Source organism: Kitasatospora sp. NPDC094019 (assembly GCF_044764505.1).
Taxonomy (GTDB): domain Bacteria; phylum Actinomycetota; class Actinomycetes; order Streptomycetales; family Streptomycetaceae; genus Kitasatospora.
Genome location: NZ_JBIWIF010000003.1, coordinates 459,546 through 478,655, shown reverse-complemented (window position 1 = coordinate 478,655; position 19,110 = coordinate 459,546). Strand labels below are relative to the sequence as shown.

General features: G+C 75.5%; 14 protein-coding genes. 3 read left to right on the top strand and 11 right to left on the bottom strand.

The genetic code is table 11. The features are described from left to right. Positions 1 to 57 precede the first annotated feature (57 nt). The gene (locus tag ACIQ9P_RS09795; RefSeq protein WP_402352508.1) at positions 58 to 1,689 is read left to right on the top strand and encodes a PQQ-binding-like beta-propeller repeat protein; all 1,632 of its coding nucleotides are present in this window, start codon (positions 58 to 60) and stop codon (positions 1,687 to 1,689) included. A 96-nt stretch (positions 1,690 to 1,785) separates the two neighbouring features. Here ACIQ9P_RS09795 and ACIQ9P_RS09790 read toward each other — a convergent pair whose 3' ends face one another. The 9 genes from ACIQ9P_RS09790 to ACIQ9P_RS09750 form a co-directional block, all read right to left on the bottom strand. Continuing rightward, positions 1,786 to 3,150, bottom strand: a complete 1,365-nt coding sequence (locus ACIQ9P_RS09790) for an aldehyde dehydrogenase family protein (protein ID WP_402352505.1) — start codon at positions 3,148 to 3,150, stop codon at positions 1,786 to 1,788. Positions 3,151 to 3,295: 145 nt separating this feature from the next. Further along, the gene (locus tag ACIQ9P_RS09785; RefSeq protein WP_402352502.1) at positions 3,296 to 5,032 is read right to left on the bottom strand and encodes an asparagine synthetase B family protein; all 1,737 of its coding nucleotides are present in this window, start codon (positions 5,030 to 5,032) and stop codon (positions 3,296 to 3,298) included. Positions 5,033 to 5,149: 117 nt separating this feature from the next. Beyond that, on the bottom strand, positions 5,150 to 5,740 hold the full coding sequence (locus tag ACIQ9P_RS09780) for a hypothetical protein (protein WP_402352499.1): 591 nt from the start codon (positions 5,738 to 5,740) through the stop codon (positions 5,150 to 5,152). Positions 5,741 to 5,834: 94 nt separating this feature from the next. Then, the gene (locus tag ACIQ9P_RS09775; RefSeq protein ID WP_402352496.1) at positions 5,835 to 6,713 is read right to left on the bottom strand and encodes a hypothetical protein; all 879 of its coding nucleotides are present in this window, start codon (positions 6,711 to 6,713) and stop codon (positions 5,835 to 5,837) included. 29 nt (positions 6,714 to 6,742) lie between these two features. Next, positions 6,743 to 7,921, bottom strand: coding sequence for a hypothetical protein (locus tag ACIQ9P_RS09770; protein ID WP_402352493.1), 1,179 nt, complete (start codon positions 7,919 to 7,921; stop codon positions 6,743 to 6,745). Continuing rightward, entirely contained in the window at positions 7,918 to 9,066 is a 1,149-nt protein-coding gene (locus ACIQ9P_RS09765) for a hypothetical protein (protein ID WP_402352490.1), read from the bottom strand. Before ACIQ9P_RS09765 ends, ACIQ9P_RS09770 begins: the two co-directional genes overlap by 4 nt. Next, positions 9,063 to 9,734, bottom strand: a complete 672-nt coding sequence (locus ACIQ9P_RS09760) for a cupin domain-containing protein (RefSeq protein WP_402352487.1) — start codon at positions 9,732 to 9,734, stop codon at positions 9,063 to 9,065. The genes ACIQ9P_RS09765 and ACIQ9P_RS09760 overlap by 4 nt, the downstream gene beginning before the upstream one ends. A gap of 184 nt (positions 9,735 to 9,918) precedes the next feature. Beyond that, the gene (locus ACIQ9P_RS09755) at positions 9,919 to 11,040 is read right to left on the bottom strand and encodes a polyprenyl synthetase family protein (RefSeq protein ID WP_402352484.1); all 1,122 of its coding nucleotides are present in this window, start codon (positions 11,038 to 11,040) and stop codon (positions 9,919 to 9,921) included. Then, positions 11,037 to 11,486 (bottom strand): hypothetical protein, encoded by a 450-nt coding sequence (locus ACIQ9P_RS09750; protein WP_402352481.1) that lies wholly within the window; start codon positions 11,484 to 11,486, stop codon positions 11,037 to 11,039. The genes ACIQ9P_RS09755 and ACIQ9P_RS09750 overlap by 4 nt, the downstream gene beginning before the upstream one ends. Before the next feature lie 339 nt (positions 11,487 to 11,825). On the opposite strand from ACIQ9P_RS09750, the gene ACIQ9P_RS09745 reads away from it, so the two are divergent. Continuing rightward, positions 11,826 to 12,254, top strand: a complete 429-nt coding sequence (locus ACIQ9P_RS09745; protein WP_402352478.1) for a hypothetical protein — start codon at positions 11,826 to 11,828, stop codon at positions 12,252 to 12,254. Between the two features lie 125 nt (positions 12,255 to 12,379). On the opposite strand, the gene ACIQ9P_RS09740 is transcribed toward ACIQ9P_RS09745, so the two are convergent. Next, positions 12,380 to 14,032 (bottom strand): cytochrome bc complex cytochrome b subunit, encoded by a 1,653-nt coding sequence (locus tag ACIQ9P_RS09740; protein ID WP_402352475.1) that lies wholly within the window; start codon positions 14,030 to 14,032, stop codon positions 12,380 to 12,382. A gap of 444 nt (positions 14,033 to 14,476) precedes the next feature. On the opposite strand from ACIQ9P_RS09740, the gene ACIQ9P_RS09735 reads away from it, so the two are divergent. Next, entirely contained in the window at positions 14,477 to 14,833 is a 357-nt protein-coding gene (locus ACIQ9P_RS09735) for a hypothetical protein (RefSeq protein WP_402352472.1), read from the top strand. Between the two features lie 118 nt (positions 14,834 to 14,951). Here ACIQ9P_RS09735 and ACIQ9P_RS09730 read toward each other — a convergent pair whose 3' ends face one another. After that, positions 14,952 to 19,004, bottom strand: a complete 4,053-nt coding sequence (locus ACIQ9P_RS09730) for an amino acid adenylation domain-containing protein (protein ID WP_402352468.1) — start codon at positions 19,002 to 19,004, stop codon at positions 14,952 to 14,954. Positions 19,005 to 19,110: the final 106 nt, after the last annotated feature.

Genomic DNA, 19,110 nt, shown 5'->3' with positions numbered 1-19,110 from the left:
CCGCCGACTGGACCACTTCCGCTGGTGGGCCCGCCCGGCCCGCCGAACCATGGCGCCATGAACCGCACCACCCCCGGCCCCCGCCCGGCCGCCCGGCCCCGCCCGCGCCGCCGCCTGCCGCGCGCCGCCGCGCTCCTCACCGGCCTCGCCCTGCTCGCCCCGCTCGCCGCCGGCACCGCCCGCGCCGACGTCACCACCATCTCCTTCGGCAACGACCGCACCGCCTGGGACCGCGACGAACCGCTGCTCGACCCGACCGAGGTCGACCGGTCGGACTTCGGCGTCCGCTTCTCCACCCAGCTCGACGGCCAGGTCTTCGCCCAGCCCCTGGTGATCGGCGACACCGTCGTCGTCGCCACCGAGACCAACCACGTCTACGGCGTCGACGCCCGGACCGGGAAGATCGTCTGGCACCGCGAGACGGGCCCGGCCTGGGCCTCCGCCGCCATCGGCTGCTCCGACCCCGGACCCAACGTCGGCACCACCTCCACCCCGGTCCACGACCCCGCCACCGGCACCGTCTACCTCACCAGCAAGGTCGACGACGGCCCCGACGACCACCACCCGCACCACTACGTGCACGCCCTCGACGCCCGGACCGGCGTTGAGCGCAGCGGCTGGCCCGTCACCGTCCAGGGCGACCCGGTGAACGCGCCCGGGAAGCCCTTCAACGCCTACCGCTCACTCCAGCGGCCCGGCCTGCTGCTGCTCGACGGCCGGCTCTACTTCGGCTTCGGCTCGCTCTGCGGCATCGGCGACTACATCGGCACGGTGGCCGGCCTCGACACCCGCACCCGCCGGCTCACCCTGTTCTCCACCGTCGCCGGCTCCGACACCCAGCGCGCCTCGGTCTGGATGTCCGGCGGCGGCCTGGTCTCCGACGGCCCCGGCCGGTTCTTCCTCACCACCGCCAACGGCCAGGGCGCCGGCGCCTCGCCCGCCCCCGGCCCCGGCAACCGCCCGCCCGGCGGCCTCGGCGAGTCCGTGATCCGCTTCGCCGTCGACGCGGACGGCGGCTTCGCCCCCGCGGACTTCTTCAGCCCCACCAACAACGCCACCCTCGACCGGAAGGACACCGACCTCGGCTCCGGCGGCCCGGTCGCCCTGCCGTCCGGCTTCGGCACCGCCGCCCACCCCCACCTGCTGGTCCAGGTCGGGAAGGACGGCCGGATCTTCCTGCTCGACCGCGACGACCTCGGCGGCACCGGCCAGGGCCCGAACGGCACCGACAAGGTCGTCGGCCTCACCGGCCCCTTCGGCGGCGTGTGGGGCCACCCCGCGGTCTGGGGCGGCGACGGCGGCTACGTCTACACCGTGGAGAACTACGGCAAGCTGCGCGCCCTCAAGTACGGGGTGACCGCCGCCGGCACCCCGCAGCTGAGCAGCGCCGGCACCAGCGCCGAGGACTTCCTCAAGATGTCCGGCTCGCCCGTCGTCACCTCCGACGGCAGCCGCACCGGCTCCGCCCTGGTCTGGGTGATCTGGTCCGGCACCGGCAAGTACGGCGAGGGCGGCGAACTGCGGGCGTACGACCCCGTGCCGGTGAACGGCACGCTCAAGCTGCGCCGCTCCGTCCCGCTCGGCACGGTGAGCAAGTTCTCCGTGCCCGCCACCGACAAGGGGCGGATCTACATCGGCACCAAGGACCACCGCCTGGTCGCCCTCGGCCGCCCCGGCGCCTTCGCCTGACCCCGTTCGCCGGGTCCGTCACGCCCTAGTCCTCCCCGGCGGGCCGCCCGCACCCGGGCCGCCCGCACCCGGGCGGCCCGCCGGGCGCGGCCGGGCTCAGCCGCCGTCGCGGAGCCGGGCGGTCACCGTCTTGGGGCGCTGGTACTCGTGCAGGGCGAGGGTGGACAGGTCGACGCCCTGGCCGGAGGCGCCGCGGCCGCTGTGCGGGAGCTCGGCGCTCTGGGCGAGATGGCAGTTGATCCAGGTCTCGCCCGCGTCCAGCCGGGCGGTCAGGTCGAGGGCGGACGACAGGTCGGCGGTCCACACGCTGGCGGCGAGGGCCTGCGGCACCCCGTTCGCGAGCGCCAGCGCGGCCTCGACGGTGGGAGCGTGCTGGACGGTCAGCAGCGGGCCGAACACCTCCTCCACCACCGCCGGGTCGTCGTCCGGGAGGTCGGCGAGCAGCCGGGCGGGACGCCAGAGGCCGTCGCCGCGGCCGGGCGCGGCGAGCGAGCGCTCGGCCGCGGAGGCGGCGACCAGCCGGTCGTACCGGGCGGCCTGGTCGGGGTTGTTGAGCGGGCCGAAGTCGCGGCCCGCCTCCCGGGCGCCGAGGGCGGCGGCGAGGGCGGTGACGGTCCGCTCGTAGTTCTCGGTGAGGGTGATCACCCGGGCGGGCGCGGCGCAGCTCTGCCCGGCGTTGTAGGTGCACGCGGCGGCGAGCGCGGACCAGGTGTGGCCGGGCGCGTCGGGCAGGACGAGGACCGGGCTGTTGCCGCCGAGCTCCAGGCTGACCCGGCGGTGGCCGGCCCGGGCGGCGATGTCGGCCCCGGCGGCCGCGCTGCCGGTGAAGGCGATCAGGTCCACACCGGCGGCGACCAGCAGCCGGCCGCTCTCGCGGTCACCGGCCAGGGTGGTCAGCACGTCCTGGCCGAGTGCCTCGGCGGCGTGGACGGCGAGCAGCGCCGCCGAGTCGGGGGTGCTCTCGGCGGGCTTCACCACCACGGTGTTCCCGGCGGCGAGGGCCGGGGCGCAGCGCCAGGCGGCCATCAGCAGCGGGTAGTTCCACGGGACGACGGCCGCGACCACGCCGACCGGTTCCCAGCGGACCCAGCTCTCGTGCCCCGGCAGGTAGCGGCCGGCGGCGGGGGCGGTGCCGGTGCGGGCGGCCCCCGCGTAGAAGCGGAACAGGTCGGCGACCTCGCGGACCTCGGCGGCGGCCTCGGCCTCGGGCTTCCCGGTGCCGGCCTGCTCCAGCACGGTGTACTCGGTGAGGTGGCGTTCGATCAGGTCGGCCAGTGCGTCGAGGCGGCGCTCGCGCTCGCGCGGGGTGAGCGCGCGCCAGCGCGGCCCGGCGGCCCGGGAGCGGGCCACGGTCCCGGCGACCTCGGCGGCGCGGGCCGGGACGAGGGTGCCCCGGGTGTGGCCGGTGCGCGGGTCGGTGAGGTGGATCTCGGGGGCGGCGGGAACGGTGGACGGTGCCATGACGGGGCCTCCGGGCCGGGTCAGTGGGAACGGGGGACAGCGCGGGGAGAGCAGTCGGCGGCGGAACGGACCGAACGGACCGACCGGGTCGAGCGGGTCGAGCGGGCCGAACGCGAGGCTGCGCGGCGCGGGGGGCCGAGGGGGGTCACAGGTCGTAGGCGCGCAGCCAGAGTTCGAGGGTGAGCACCAGCCAGAGCTTCCCGCCCTGGCGCGGCAGCAGCGTCCCCTCCCGGCGCATCCAGGTGCGCACGGTGTCCGGCCGCACCAGGCCGCGCTCGCGCGCGGTGCGTCCGAGCAGCAGCTCGGCGGACAGGTCGCGCAGCGGCCCGTGCAGCCACTGCTGGACCGGGACCCGCATCCCGCTCTTCGGCCGGTCCACGACCGCGGCCGGCAGCAGGTCGCGGACGGCCTCCTTGAGGATCCACTTCTCCACCGTGCCGCGCAGTTTGAGGGTCGGCGGGGTGGCGAAGGCGTGGTCGACGACCCTCCGGTCGAACAGCGGTGAGCGACCCTGCACCCCGCGCGAGGCGGTGAGCCGTTCGACCTTGGTGAGGATGTGGTGCGCGCCCTTGGTCCGCAGGTTGCAGTGCAGCAGCTGGTTGAGCAGGGAGTGCATCGGCCCGGGGGTGAGGTACGGGGCGACGAAGCGGCGCGGCTGCGGTTCGTCGTCCAGCGCCCGCAGGGCCTCGCCGGTGAGCAGCAGGGGCAGGTCCTCGTAGCACTTGCGGTAGGAGCGCAGGTACGCCTCGGCCCGTGCCTCGGGGGCGGGATCGTCGCGGTGCATCTCGTGGACCAGCATCGGCAGGTTCTTCGGGCCGCCGTAGACCGGGTCGCCGCCCTCGCCGTTGAGCGAGACGGTGATCCCGTCGGCGGCGACGGCCTCGGCGAGCATCAGATTGGGCACGGTCAGCGGGTCGCCGACCGGGCTGTCCAGCAGGGCGACGGTGTCGGCGAGCCGGGCGGCGACCTCCTCGCCGGAGACGGTGAGGATCCGGTGCCGGGTGCCGCAGTGGTCGGCGACCAGTCCGGAGTACCCCAGCTCGTTGGGCAGGCGGTCGCCGAAGCTGATCGAGTAGGTGTGCACCGGGTGGTCGTGCAGCCGGGCGGCGAGCGCGGTGACCAGCGAGCTGTCGACGCCGCCGGACAGCAGCACGCCGACCGGGCCGCCGGCCGGGAGCCTTCGCGCGGTGGCCCCTTCGAGCAGGGCGCGCAGCTCCCGGGCGTACTCCTCGGGGGGCGGCGCCTCGCCCTCGGGAAGGCGTTCGGCGGGCTCCCAGAACGACTCCTGGTGGGTGCCGCCGTCGGCGGCGAGCCGCAGCACCCGGCCGGGCAGCGCCTCGCGCACGCCGCGCAGCAGGGTCTCCTCGCCGGGCAGGTAGGCGAAGGTGAGGAAGGAGCGGACGGCGGCGAGGTCGAGGCCGGTGCCGAGGGCGGGCCAGTGGCGCAGGGCGCGGAGCGAGGTGGACGCGGCCCAGCAGCCGTCGGCGCGGGCGTGGAACAGGGTGCGGGCGCCCGCGTGGTCGCGGATCAGGACGAGATCGGCGCCGTCGACGACGGCGAGGGCGAACATCCCGTCGGCCCGCCGAAGCCCGTCCGCGCCGAGTCGCAGCCAGAGCCGGAGCAGCAGTTCGCCGTCCGGCAGGTCCGCGGGGGCGGGGGAGCCGGCCGCGGTGAGGGCGGCGAGCAGTTCGGGCCGGTTGTGCAGGGTGACCTCGCCGACGGCGGTGCGGCCGTCGACGGTGAACGGGCCGGTGGCGAAGCCGGGTTCGGCGGGGAGGAGGGCGGCCTGGGCACCGTTCGGCGCGGTGGCGCCGGTGAGTGCGGCGAGGTGGGCGCGGGCCCGGTCGGCGTCGGGGCCGGCGAGGGCGCAGCAGCGGGGCATGGTGGAGCGGTGCCTTTCGTCGGACGGCGGCCCGCAGGTGGATCGCGGGCCGCCGGCGGGGTGGCCGGGCGGTGGGGCCGGCCGGGTGGCGGCCTGGGCGCCGTTCGGGGCGGTGGCTCAGCCGAAGTCGTCGCCGTCCCAGCCGTCGTCGCCGTCGCCCCAGTCGCCGAAGTCCTCGGTGGAGCCGGGGGAACCGTCGTCCCCGTGGTGGTCCCCGTCGTGGCCCCCGGAGCGGTCGTCGTCGGCCGATATGTCGGCGCCTCCGCCGCTGCCGCCGTCACCCCCGGAGGAGGAGGACTGCTGGCGGGCCTGCTGGCGCAGTTCCTCCTCCTCGGCCTCGGACAGCGCCGAGGGCGGCAGCTGGGCGGCCGTGATCGCGGCGACGCCCGCCACCCCGAGGGCGCCGACCACCACCCCGAGCCGTCCGCCGAAGGAGCTGCGGTTGAGCGTGACCAGCCCGCCGCCCCACACCGTGCGGCCGTAGCCGATGTCACGGCCGTACTCGGCGGTGCCGTCCGCGAACCGCCGCTTGACCAGGTCGCGGCCGAGCGGCTCGTCGGTGCCGGAGCGGCCGAGGCTGTCGTGCCAGTGGATCTGCCGGTGGGTGCCGCGCCGGCGCCACTCGCTGCGGCCGTCCTCGTACCGGCGGTGGACTTGGCCGTCCGCCAGCAGTTCGTCGCGGTAGCCGAGATGGCGTGCGTTGCTCATGGGTGCGGGGTCCTCACAGACTCGGGCAGGTCGGACGGTGCGTACGGCTCGGAGGGTGCGGACGGGGCGGGGTGACGGTGGACGGCGCGCCGATTCAGCCGGCCGGCCAGCTGAGGAAGCCGCTGCCGCGCACGGTGCGGACCCGCCGGTGCAGCGAGGTCCGGCGCGGACCGGCCGTCCCGCCGCCCCGGAGCCGGCGGATCACGGTGTGCAGCAGTCGGGCCGGGGCGACGGCGGCCAGTTCGATGGTCCGGCCGCTGCCCAGCCAGGCCCGTTCCTCGGGCCGCAGCCCGGCGGGCAGCGGCCCCCGGTGGCCGTGCGGCCCGCGCCCGGAGGTCAGGTGCAGGGTGTTGGCGTGCCGGGGCACCAGGCCCATCGACCGCACCCGGACACCCGTGGGCCCGGCGTCCGCCGACCCGGCCGCGGTCACCGGGGCACCGGCGGGGCCGTAGGCGGCCCGGACCTGCTCGAAGCAGGCCAGCCCGGACGGGCTGGCGTCGTGCAGCACGTGCACCACGGCGCCCCCGGCCCGCTCCAGCGCGCCCACCAGCCGCTCGTCCAGCGGGAGTTCGTCGGCCGGGACGATCGGGCAGGCGGCCTCCAGGTGCAGGTCGTTGGCGATCAGCATCGCGGTGATCTCCCGGCTCTGGCAGACCAGCAGCCGGGGCAGCCCGTAGTCGTAGAGGTCGGACTCCTCGGCGGCGTCCGCGCGGGGCCCGGCCGGTCGGGGCGCGGCCGGCGGCAGCAGGCCGGGCAACTCGTCCCGGCGCGCGGCGAGCGCGGCGGCGAAGCGGGCGTACCGGACGGGCGGTGCCAGCGTGTACGGGATCCGGCGCGGTCCGGCGTGCAGCGGCTGGAGCACCCGGCACAGCTCGTAGTAGAGCTGCCGCTCGGTGTACCGCAGCCCGCCGGGTGCACCGGCCCGGCCGGCGGCGACGGTCAGCGCGCCGTCCAGGAGCGGACGCAGCGTCATGGGGTTCCTGCCTTTCGTCGTCCCCGCGCTCATGCGGGGCCCCTGCCGAGGTCCGGGCCGGCCGCTCGCGCCCCGCCGGTGCCCCCGGGCGTGCCGTCCGGCTCGGGTTCGGGCCAGCTCATGAAGCCGACGGCGAGCGCCCGGCGGCGGGTCTCCAGCGGGTTCTCCGGCCGGCCCGCCGCCGGGGAGCGCACCGGTCCGGTCCGCGGGGCGGCCGGGTCCCGGGGCGCGGGCGGCGCGGTGATCCGCTCGGCGGCCCGGTCGGCGATCGCCAGCAGCCGCTTCGGGGGCAGCGCGGCGAGCGGGGTCCACCAGCCCTGGGCGAACCAGTCCCGCTGACTGCCGGTCAGCCCGGGCACCGCCCGTTCCAGCCGGACGTAGAGCTCCTCCGGGCGGTACAGGTCGCGCAGCAGCGTGTACCTGGTCTCGTCGACCAGCACGGTGCGCACCGACAGCCCGGCGTCCAGCACCCGCAGACCGGGGCGGGCGGCGCGCGCGTCGGCGGCCAGCAGGTGGCCCTGGGGGGAGGCGTCGTGCAGCACCACCAGCGGCAGTCCGGCCGGGACCTCGCGCAGGTCCCGCACCAGCAGCGCGCGGTGGCGCTCGGCGTAGCCGTTGGCACGCAGGAAGGCGGTGACCGTCCGGTCCGGGCAGAGCAGGGCGAGGGCCGGGGCGGCGGGCGGCGGTCCGGGCGGGACCAGGCCCTCGTCCACCAGCCCCGGCGGGAGGGCGCCGTAGGTGGTCCGCCACCGGTCCAGCACGGTGCTGCGGAAGACGTCCTCGGTCCAGCGGGAGTGCACCGATTCGTCCGGTGCGGGGACGTCCGCCAGCATCGACTGGCGGATCCCGGAACCGATCAGCAGGACGGCCGGCAGCAGCAGCCAGGGGCCGAACGGGGTGAGGATCGTGGTGAGGGCGATCAGGGTCAGGATGGCTCCGGGGACGATCAGTCCGGCGGCGACGCCCTTGTCGCCCCGGAACTTCTGCGGCGGGCGGCCCCGGTGCTGGAGGGAGTGGTTCAGCTGCCCCGCGGTGACGGTCAGCCGGCCCCCGTCGGAGAGCTTCCCGACGGCCTTGCGGATCCGGACGTCGTGCAGCCCGGCGCCGTCGATCTTGGGATCGAGCGCGAACTCCTCGCGGCAGTAGCCGCAGCGGCGCTTGGTCCGCTGGCGCTGGATCAGGTCCTTGGAGCAGTGCGGGCAGATCATCGCGGTACCTCCGGCACCGGCCAGCTGAGGAATCCGACGTTTCCGTGCAGCGCCCGCTCGGCGGCCCGTTCGGCCATCGTCAGCAGGCGCTTGGGCGGCACCGCCACCAGGGGGCTCCACAGCCCGCCGGCGAGCCAGGCGTGCTCCCCCTTGGACAGCCCCGGCAGCCGTGCCAGCAACTCCTCCAGGGGCTCGCGCTCCTGGTGTTCGTACCGTTGGACGGCCCGGTCCCCGGCCGCCACCGCGGTGCGGGCCGACAGCCCGGCGTCCACCACCGGGACGGCCGGCCGCGCGGCCCTGGCCTCGCGCGCCAGCAGGAGGCCCTGCGGGGAGGCGTCGTGCAGCACGATGACCGGCAGGTCGTCCGGCAGCTCCGCCGTCGTGGTGACGATCACCGCCCGGTAGCGCTCGGCGAAGGTGTTGGCGTGCAGGAAGGCGATCACCGTCCGGTCCGGGCAGAGCACCGCGAGCGCCGGCGGCCCGTCCGGTACCGGGGGCCGGACGGCGGCGTCCTCGACCACACCGGCCGGGAGGCCGCCGTAGACCTCGTCCCAGGGGTTCAGGACCATGGTCCGGAAGTCCGCGTCGCTCCATTCGAGGCGCTGGACCAGCGTCGTCGTCCAGGCGTCCTCGTACCGCCGCAGCAGTTCGCGCCGCGACTGCCACTGCCGCTCGGCCTGTTCCCACTCGGCCCGGATCCGCCCGCGTCGCAGCAGCCGGACGGCGTCCTTCGCGATCACCCCGAGCATGACCAGGCCGAACAGGCCGGCCACGACGGCCAGGATGATCGCGGCCGGCAGCCGGGTGATCAGTAAGTACGCGACGGCCACCAGCCCGCTGCCCATGCCGAGGCAGAAGGCGAGCACACCGACGCCCTCGAACCGGGGCTCGGCCGGCCGGCCCGGCGGGTCCGTGCGGGGCAGGGTCGCCGGCCGCCCGCGTTCGTGGTGCGCCCAGCGCAGCTGTGCGACCGTCAGCACGACCCGGCCGCCGTCGCCCAGCCGCTCGACGGTCCGGCGCAGCCGCTGGTCGTGCAGCCCCCGGGTGAGCTTCGGTTCCAGCGCGAACCGCCGGTTGCAGCTCCAGCAGGTGCGGCCGGTGCGGGTTCTGCCGGGCAGCTCGGCCTCGCAGCGCGGGCACTTCATCGCGTGGACTCCTCCAGCGTGGCCGCCAGCCGCCGCAGCCCGGCGGCGAGACGCTCCCGGCGGCCGACCGTGCCGATCCGCTGCCCGTGCTCCACCGCCCGCAGCGCCTCGGCGAGTTCGGTCTCCGAACGGCGCTCGGCCTCGGCCGCGGTGATCGCGTAGTCCTCGTGGTCGATGCCGTACCCGGTGTTGGCGGCCAGGATGTTGAGCGGCTCGCGGCCCCGGTTGGCGAAGGAGTGCGGCATCAGCTCGGGTATGCGTATCAGCAGCCCCGGGGTCAGCGGTACCTCCACCACCCGGCGCCGTTCCGCGTCGTACAGCCCGCAGGCGGCGTGGCCGAGGCTGAGCACCAGGTGCTCGCCGCCGTGCGCGTGCGGCGTGAACGCGCTGCGCGGGGCGACGATGCCGAGTTTGTAGGTGGCGTTCGAGGGCCGCTCCGGCGAGGTCTTGGCGTCACCCACCAGGTAGTGGGCGAACTGGCCCTCGTCGATGAAGCGCAGCAGTTCCTCGCCGGCCGGCCCGTGCGCGGCCTCCGGCCCCAACTCCCTTGCGCCGTCCCGGTCCGCGAGCAGCACCCGGCCGTCCGGGCGGAGCCGGTACAGCTCCGCGCCGGCCGGCAGTCGCCCGGCGAGCCGTTCGAGTTCCCGCAGCCCCGATCGTACGGACATCGGCCACCCCACCCCCACGTCGACCCGTGCGACGTCACCCCCGGTGACGCGGGGCGTCGTGCGGCCGGTTCCCGCCGTCCGGGACCGACGTTCCGGATCTTACGCACACGGGGTGACATCGCCCAGGGGCGGCCGGGGCCGGGTCCGCGGGAGCCCGCGGAACCGGGTCGGGCGGGCGGCGGGCTCAGCGGCCGCGGGCCACCACGAAGCCGGGCAGCGCCAGCAGGAACGCGCGGGCCTCCTCGGCCTCCTCGGCGTCCCCGCTTCCGTCGCTCCCGTCGTCGGCCGGCCCGGGGGTCCCGGCCAGGACGGCGTCGATCTCCCGTCCGGCGGCCGCGACCAGTCCGGCCGCCGCCTCCCGGGCGTGCGCCACGCAGTCGTAGGCCGTCATCCGGTCGAGCAGCCAGGCCACGTCCTCGGCCGCCCCGGGGCCGCGCTGCGACCGGGTGAGGCTCAGGTACCGCACCACCCGGGCGCGTTCGGCCGGGGTGGCGCGCTCCAGCAGCTGGATGAGCATCAGCGTCCGCTTGCCCTCCCAGAGGTCCCCCGCGATCTCCTTGCCGTACTCCTCGGCCGCGCCGACCAGGTTGAGCACGTCGTCCTGAATCTGGAAGGCGGCGCCCAGGTACCAGCCGAACCGGTCCAGCCGGGTGGCGTCCGCGCCGGCCCCCTCGGCGACCAGCAGGCCGGAGCGGCACGGGTAGAGGAAGGTGTACCAGGACGTCTTCTTCAGGCACATCCGGTAGTAGTCGGCGCTGGTCAGACCGCAGGCGTTGTCGCGGATCCAGGCGATCTCCAGCGCCTGCCCCTCCAGGGACTGGCGGCACATCAGCTCGGTCTCCTCGAACAGCCGCCAGGCCACCTCGCCGCCGAGTGCCCGCCGGTTGGCCATCACCCGGCGCAGGCCGAGCAGGTTGGTCGCGTTGCCGACGTTCAGCGCGACCTCCACCCCGTACCGGGCGGGCAGCGTGGGCTCGCCCCGGCGCAGCTCGCTGCCGTCCTGGATGTCGTCGTGGACGAGGAAGCCGTTGTGGAACAGCTCCACCGTGACGGCCGGGTTGAGGGCCCGTTCGGGGCGGCCGCCGAACGCGGCGCAGGTGGCCAGGCAGAGCGCCGCGCGCAGGCCCTTGCAGGGGCGGGTCGGGTAGTCGGCGGCCAGGTCGTAGAGGTAGGGCGGGCTCTGCTCGGGGATGTGGCGCAGCAGTTCGGCGAGGGTGCGCTCGCGGTACCGGGCCAGGACGCGCTCGACCAGCGGCGCGCCGACGGCGGGGCGTTCTACCGCGGGGTGTCCGACCGCGGTGGTCACCCCCGGGGCCTCTCGTCGGGTGCCGCGCCGTCGCCCCCGTGGGCGCCCGCGCCGTCGGCCGCGCGCGGGTCGCCCTGCGGTCCGAAGGCGCTCCGCAGGCCCTGGTTGGCGAGGCCGGGGGCGAGCGCGCTCAGGCCGAGCAGCAGGTCGAGGACGTCGTGGGCGTTGGCCGCGAGCCGCTGGGCCTGCTCGGACACGTCGCCGGCGGTGTTGGCGAGGACCCGCTCGCTCACCGCGTCGATCAGCTGATGGGTGTTCTCCGAGACCCGGCCGACCAGCCGGTCGAACTCCTCCTGGTCGACCCGGTGCTCACCGGTGAGCCGGGCGCTCGCGGCCTTGGCGTCGGCGAGCCCGGCGGACAGCTCCCGTTCCAGGACGGCGGCCGCCTCCATGACCGCGCGCGAGCCCTGCTCTCCCACATCGCTGAACCGACCGGCATCGGGCATGGCTGACCTCCTGGTTCGCACCCCGGTCGCGGGCCGGGGCGGGCCGGGCAGGCGCGTGGCGGGGCGCCGTACCGATCGCTGATGGTACACGGATGTGTGCGGAGCGTGTCCACGGCGTCACGGGGTCGGCGTCGGGTGTGCGCGCGTTCCGTGGTGCGCCGGAGTCGCCCCGGCGCGCGGCGGCGCCCGTGCGCCGGGTGTGGTCCGGGTGGCCCGGCGAGTCGGGGCTTCCCGCCTCTCCGGTCACTGATAGTGATTGCCTGATCGCGGAGCGATCCGCCAGGGGGTGGAGGACGGCAGCACCGGACAGCACGGGACAGCAGAGGACAAGGAGCGCTCATGGGTGGCAGACAGCGTCCGCCGAAGGCGCGGGGCGCCCGGCCGGAGCCGAACCGGCGGACCGGCCGGCCGCCCGGCCCGCGCGCGGACCGGGCGGCGGTGGACCCCGGGCTGGAGATCGCCCGGCTGGAGGGCTACCTCGCCTGGGAGGCGGAGGTCGCGGCGGCCCGGCGCGACGCCCGGGCCTTCGCCGACCGTTTCCCCTGGCTCGCGCCGGACGACCGGGAGGTGCTGGAGGAGGCGTACGCGGAGGACCGCCTCCGGTACGCGGAGGAGGTGGTCGACCGCGCGGTGGGCCGCTGCCGCGCGCTGGCCGCCCGCTACCGCGCCGAGTGCCGCCGAATCTGCGCCCGCTGGGCGGCCGTGTGCCTCGGGGTGGCGTTCGCCGCGGCCCTGCTCGCCGCCGTCCCGGCGGCCCTGCACGGCTGACCGGCCGCCGGAACGACCGGGCCCGCCGGACACCGGTCGGTGTGCGGCGGGCCCGGTCCCGCGGTCCGCCGCCGACGGGGCGGACCGCAGGGTGGACGGCGGGCTGGACGGTGGGCCGGACGGGATCAGTGGTGGCCGTGGCCGCTGCTGATCTCGTGGTGCTCCTCGGCCGTCGGCTTGGCGATCTGGCTGCCCTCGCCGTAGAACCCCCGGGCCAGCTTGGCCCGGGTGCGGGCCAGCAGCCCGGCCTTGCGGGCGACCCCGTTCTCGTCCACCTCGGCGGGCAGCTCGAACGGCTCCGGCTGCTCGTGCGCGGTGAGCGTGTGCAGCCGCTCCGGCGGCAGCGCCGCGTGCACCTCGATGAACTCGCCGTGCTGCAGCCGCCTGATGACGCCGGTCTCCCGACCGTGCAGCACCTTCTCCTTGTCACGGCGCTGGAGGCCCAGGCACCAGCGCTTGGTGATCACGAAGACGATCACCGGCCCGACGAAGAAGCCGATCCGGGCCGCGTTGGTGATCGAGTTGATGGACAGGTGGAGGTGGGTGGCGAGCAGGTCGTTGCCGCCGGCAGCGAGCAGGATCAGGTAGAGGCTGATCCAGGCCGCGCCGAACGCGGTGCGCACCGGCGCGTTGCGGGGCCGGTCGGCGATGTGGTGCTCGCCCCGGTCGCCGGTGATCCACGCCTCCAGGAACGGGTACGACCAGATCGCCACCAGTACCAGCGGGAAGATCATCAGCGGGACGAACACGCCCAGGTTGATGGTGTGGCCCCAGAGGCCGATCTCCCAGCCCGGCATGATCCGGATCAGGCCCTCGGAGAAGCCCATGTACCAGTCCGGCTGGGCGTCCGTGGACACCTGGTCCGGGCGGTACGGGCCGTACAGCCAGATCGGGTTGACGGTGGCGATCGCGGACATCACGGCCACCAGACCGAACACCAGGAAGAAGAAGCCGCCCGCCTTGGCCATGTAGACCGGCATCAGCGGCATGCCGACCACGTTCTTGTTGGTCCGGCCGGGCCCGGCGAACTGGGTGTGCTTGTGGTAGAAGACCAGGATCAGGTGGGCCACCAGCAGGCCGAGCATGATGCCCGGGATCAGCAGCACGTGCACGGTGAACAGGCGCGGCACGATGGCGGTGCCGGGGAACTGGCCCCCGAACAGGAAGAACATGATGTAGGTGCCGACGAGCGGCACCGCGAGGATCGCGCCCTCCATGAACCGGATGCCGGTGCCGGAGAGCAGGTCGTCGGGCAGCGAGTAGCCCATGAAGCCGTCGAACATGCCGAGGATCAGCAGGCCCGCGCCGAACAGCCAGTTGACCTCGCGCGGCTTGCGGAACGCGCCGGTGAAGAAGACGCGCATCATGTGCACGAACATCGCGGCCACGAAGACGATCGCGGCCCAGTGGTGGATCTGGCGGATCAGCAGGCCGCCCCGGATGTCGAAGCTGATCCGGATCGTCGAGGCGAACGCCTCCGACATCGGGATGCCCTGGAGCGGGACGTACGAGCCCTCGTAGGTCACCTCGCCCATGGACGGGATGAAGAACAGCGTCAGCCAGACCCCGGTCAGGATGATGATGACGAAGGTGTAGAGGCAGATCTCGCCCAGCATGAAGGACCAGTGGTCCGGGAAGATCTTGCGCAGATTGGACTTGGACAGGCCGTAGATGCCGAGCCGTCCGTCGGCCCAGTCGACGAGTGCCTCCACCTTGTTGGCGGGCGCCGCGCGCGTGCTGCCGACCGGCCCCGGGCCGGACTGCTGGTCGGCTCTCACGACGGGCTCCCCGGTGTCCGCCGCGGCATGTCCTGGACGCCCGGCCGCGTCACGGCCGGCCGGTGGAGTGATGTGATCATCGGACCTCTCGATACGGGGGTTCCGGGCAGGCCGGCGCGCGGATCCGGCGACCCGCCGCCCCCGTTGCTCAAAGTGATGGAGCGCTTACTCTGTCATGCTGTCGGGAGCGCGCCGACTGTGCACGTCCATCGGCCCGTCCGGCCGCTCGTGTCGGCCCGTCCGGGGGGTCCGGGGACCCTGACGGGGGTGGTGACGAGGGTGGTGACGAGGGCTGCGGTCGGGCGCGGCCGGGCCGTGACGGGGCGTCCGGGGGCCTCCCCGCCGCGCTCCGATGCTGCGCTCGGGTGCTGTTGACGGCGCGCCGGGGCGTCACGGCGCGCGCCGTGCCGGGGGAGGGCGCGGGACCGGGCCTACGCTGCGCCAATGGTGGATCACCGGGAACTCTTCGAGGACGTGACAGCCGACCTGGCCCGGGCCGGCTTCGACATCGACGGCGGGCCCTCCGGGCTGCGGCTCGGCCATGGCCCGCAGGGGGTGCTGATCGACTGGCCCCGGGCCGGGCAGGTGCCCGCCGAGCAGCCGCCGCCCGCCGAGGGCATCCGGGCCGCGGTGACCGGCGCGGTCGCCGCCGTGCTGCGCGAGTCCGGCTACCGGGTCGCGACGGCCGGGCCGGACGGACTGCTCGTCACCGCCGACCGTCCGGCCCGGGTCGCCGCGGCCGACGCCCCGGGCGACGGTGGGCGCGAGCCGGTCGGGGTCCCCGAGCAGTGGTGGGGGTGAGAGGGCGGGCCGCCGGAGGTCCGCTCGCCCCGGGACCGGGGGAGCACACCCGCCGGTGACGGCGCGGAGGCGCCCGGGGACCGGTTCCGACGGTCCCCGGGCGCCTCCGGCGGTGGGGTCAGGAGGTGCCCCCGCTCCCGCCCCCACCACCGCCCGTGGCGGCGGCGATCGCGGCCGCCAGCTCGTCCACGCCCTGCTCCCTCAGTACGCCGTAGTGGTCCCCGGCCAGCCGGACCTCGGCCGGGGCGGCCGACCGGCCGGAGCTGCCCTCGATGAACGAGTAGTCGTCACCGGTGGCCTTGAAGACGGTCACCGGGGCCGCCAGCCGCCGCTCGGCCAGCTCGCGGAAGGTGTACTCGAACTCGTAGGTCTCCCCGACGACCCGGGTCACCCGGCGGATCAGCTCCTCGTCGAGCTCCGGCAGTCTCCGGTGCACGAAGGCGGCGAAGCCGTCCTCGTCCCGCACCTCGGCGAGGCACTCGGCCAGCCCCGGTCCGCCGACGGAGCCCGCGAACACCGAGTGGAGGATGGTCAGGTACCCCGGGTTCCGGTAGGAGGACTCGCGTCCGTACCGCTCCCCGTCCGCCCTGCGCAGCTCCGGGTTGCCGGGGCAGATGAGCATCAGCGCGGTCACCCGCTGGCCGGCCCGCTCCAGCTGCCAGGCCGCCTCGAAGGCCACCCGGGCGCCGAAGGAGTACCCCCACAGGGTGTAGGGGCCCTCCGGCCGGACCGCCCGGATCTGCGCCAGGTCGGCCGCCGCCATCTCCCGGACGGTCGGGTACGGCGTCTCCCCGGGGTTGATGCCGTACGCCTGGACGCCGTAGAACGGCCGGCCCGAGCGCCCGGCGAGCGGACGCAGGTTCATCGGGTAGCCGCCCAGCCCGGGCCAGCAGAACACCGGGTCGCCGGTGCCGCCGCGGTGCAGCGGTACCAGCCGGGAGGCCGAATCCCCGCCGACCGCGGTGCTGTCAGGGGTGCCGTCCGTACGGGTGCCCCCCGCGCTTCCGGTCCCGGCCGGGTCGGTCCCGGCGGTGTCGATCCGGGCCGCCAGCTCGGCGAACCGGGGGCACTCGAACAGCACCTGGAGCGGGAGCCGGACGCCGAACTCCCGGTTCACCCGGTTGACCAGCGCCACCGCGATCAGCGAGTTGCCGCCCGCCGCGAAGAACTCGTCCGCCGTGGAGACGGTCCCGTACTTCAGCGCGGCGGCCCAGATCCCGGCCAGCCGCCGCTCGGTCGGCGTGGCCGGTGCCACGAACGGCGCTCCGGTGGTGGCGTCCCGCACCTGCTCGGCGGCGGCCAGCGCCTTGGCGTCGACCTTGCCGTTGGGGGTCAGCGGCAGTTCGTCCAGCACCAGCACCCGGTTGGGAACCATGTAGTCCGGCAGCAGGGCGATCAGTTCGTCCCTGATCAGCTCCGCCGGGCCGCGCATGTGCACGGCGTCCTCCCGCATGCCCTCGCTGCGGATCTGCTCCTCGCTCACCCGGCCGCCGAGGAAGAAGTACGACGCTCCGCCGGCGATTCCGCAGTCCGCGAGCACCGCGTCGATCCGCCGGGCGGCCGGCAGCGGGTGGCCGGTCCTGGAGCTGTAGCCCGAGGACATGAAGCCGAAGCCGAGGCCGTTGCGCTGCAGCCGGTGCAGTCGGAGGCCCAGGCCGACGTACTCCAGCCACGGTTCGACGGCCCGGCTGACCGCGGTGATGCCGAAGCCCGCCCGCCGGTGGACCTGCTGGTTGATCGCGACGACGTGCCGGGACTCCACCACCTGGTCGGAGATCCGGGTCAGCTCGCCGTCCTCGTACCGGTACAGTCCGGCCGGCAGGCCCTCGACCCCGCCCGGGTGGGCCTGGACGAAGAGCTCGGTGTCCTCCCGGCGCGGCCGTCCGTCCTCCGCGACGATCGCGAAGCTGCCCAGGTAGAAGTCCTCCTCGGCGACGTCCAGCCGCCGCTGGACCGAGGGCTCGTGGCCCAGCGGACGCACCGCCAGCCCGTAGTCCGGCAGCACCTCCTCCAGCACGCCCAGCATGTGGCCGGTCTCGAACTCCAGTACCTCCTGGATGTTGTCGCGGTACACCGGCTCGATGGCACCGCGCCGGCCGAGGAAGTGCAGCACCAGCGGCGCGCCCCCGGCGGCCCGGTCGCCGACCCGGACCAGGGCGTGGTCGACCGGGTGGTAGTAGTGCACGCCCGCGGCGAGGCCGTGCGAGCCGTCCGTCTCCAGGTACAGCTGGGTGGCGTACAGCGCGCCGGGGGAGGCGTAGGCGTACTTCGGCAGCAGCCGCTCCGGGCTGTGGAACTGGCCGAACCAGCGCAGCACCGGGCCGAGTTCGGCGAGGGTGACGGCGGCCGTCGGTCGGCCCGGCGCGGTGGACTCGGTGGCCGGGCTGAGCGCGGGGGCCGGGGCGGCGGTGCGGGGCGGGGCGGCGAGCAGCGCCAGTAGGTCCTCCCGGGTGACCGCTCCGCCCTCGAAGAAGCGGTAGGTCTTCCGGGCGAAGGTCTCCCGCCGCTGCCGGTCGGTCTCCCGGCGCCCCGGCAGTGCCACCACCGGCCGGCCGGCCAGCTCGGCCGGGCCGCGCAGCCCCGGGTTGGACAGCTGGGCCCGGACCTGGAGCTTGCTCGCCTTCGACCGGTGGTGGCCGCCGTGGTTGCCCTGGTCCATCAGGGCGGCCTCCTTCGGGTTCAGTTCCACGCAGGCCACCAGGTTGCGGTGGCCCGTCCGCGGGTCGTCGGTGACCACCGCGGCGGCCCGGCGCACCCAGGGGTGCTCCTCGACGGCGAGCGCGATCTCGTCCAGCTCGACCCGGTAGCCGCGCAGCTTGATCTGGTTGTCCACCCGGCCGGCGCACTGCAGGGTGCCGTCGGGGTTCCACCCGGCGAGGTCGCCGGTGCGGTAGAGCCGCTCGCCCGGCAGGTACGGGGAGGCGACGAAGCGCTCCGCCGTCAGATCCGGCCGGTTGAGGTAGCCGCGGGCCAGCTGGACGCCGCCGATGTACAGCTCTCCGATCGCGCCGACCTCCACCGGCGCCAGCTCCTCGTCCAGGACGAAGCAGCGGGTGCGGTCCACCGGCACACCGATCGGCACCGAACCGGCGCCGTCGCCGAGGGTCTCCGGGTCGATCCGGTGGGCGGTCGCGTTGATGGTGCACTCGGTCGGGCCGTACAGATTCACCAGCGCCGCGCCCGGCAGCGCCGCCGTCAGCGCCCGGGCCAGCCGGACCGAGAGCACCTCGCCGCCGGAGTAGAGCCCGCGCAGACCGGTGCAGTCGGTCAGCCGCTCGGTGTCGAGCAGGGCCTGGAGCAGGGTCGGTACGCACTGGAGGGTGGTCACGCCGTGCGCGAGGACGGTGTCGATCAGGGCCTCCGGGTCCCGGTGGACCCCGGGCGCGCCCATCACCACCCGCGCGCCGGTGGCGGGCGCGAGGATCTCCCACTGCGCCGCGTCGAAGCTCATCGGCGTCTTCTGCAGCACGGTGGCGTCCGGGCCCAGATGGCCGGCGTCGGCCAGCCAGCGCAGCTGCGACACGATGCTGTGGTGCTCGATCATCACACCCTTGGGGTGGCCGGTACTGCCGGAGGTGTGGATGACGTAGGCCAGCGACTCGGGGCCGGGCCCGGCCGGGGCGTGGGCCTGGTGCGGGATGGGGTGGGCGCCCGCGGCCGGCTGCGGCGGCGCGTCCGGGGCCGCCACCGGGGCCGCCACGTCGGCGGCGGTGACGATCCGGATGCCGGGCGGAACCAGCTCGGCCAGCCGGGACCGCAGGTGCTCCTGGGCGACGACCACCCTGGTCCCGCTGGACCCGATCATCCGGCGGAGCCGCTCCTCCGGGTACTCGGGGGAGAGCGGCAGGTAGGCGGCGCCCGCGTGCAGGATGCCCCAGGCGCCGGTCATCAGCGCCAGGGACGGCTCGGTGTACAGGCCGACGCAGTCGTCGGTGGCCACGTCCAGCCGGTGCAGGTGCGCGGCGAGCGCGTCGGCGGCGGCGGCGAGCTCGCGGAAGCTCAGCCGGGCGTCGGTGCCGGTGGCGGTACCGGTGCCGGTGCCGCGCTCCGCCGGGGCGGTGACCGCCGTGGCGTCGGGGCGGGCGGCCGCCTGGGCGCGGAGCAGGTCGGGCAGGCAGACGGAGCGGCGGGCGTCGAGGAGGGTGGCGAACAGGACGGACTGTGCGGTCATGACGGGGTTCCCTGGGCTCGGGCCGATGGGGCCGCCCGGTGCGCGGACCGGGCGTGACTCCCAAGGTCGGCCGCCCGCTGTCCCGAACACCCGGGGCGGTGGCCGC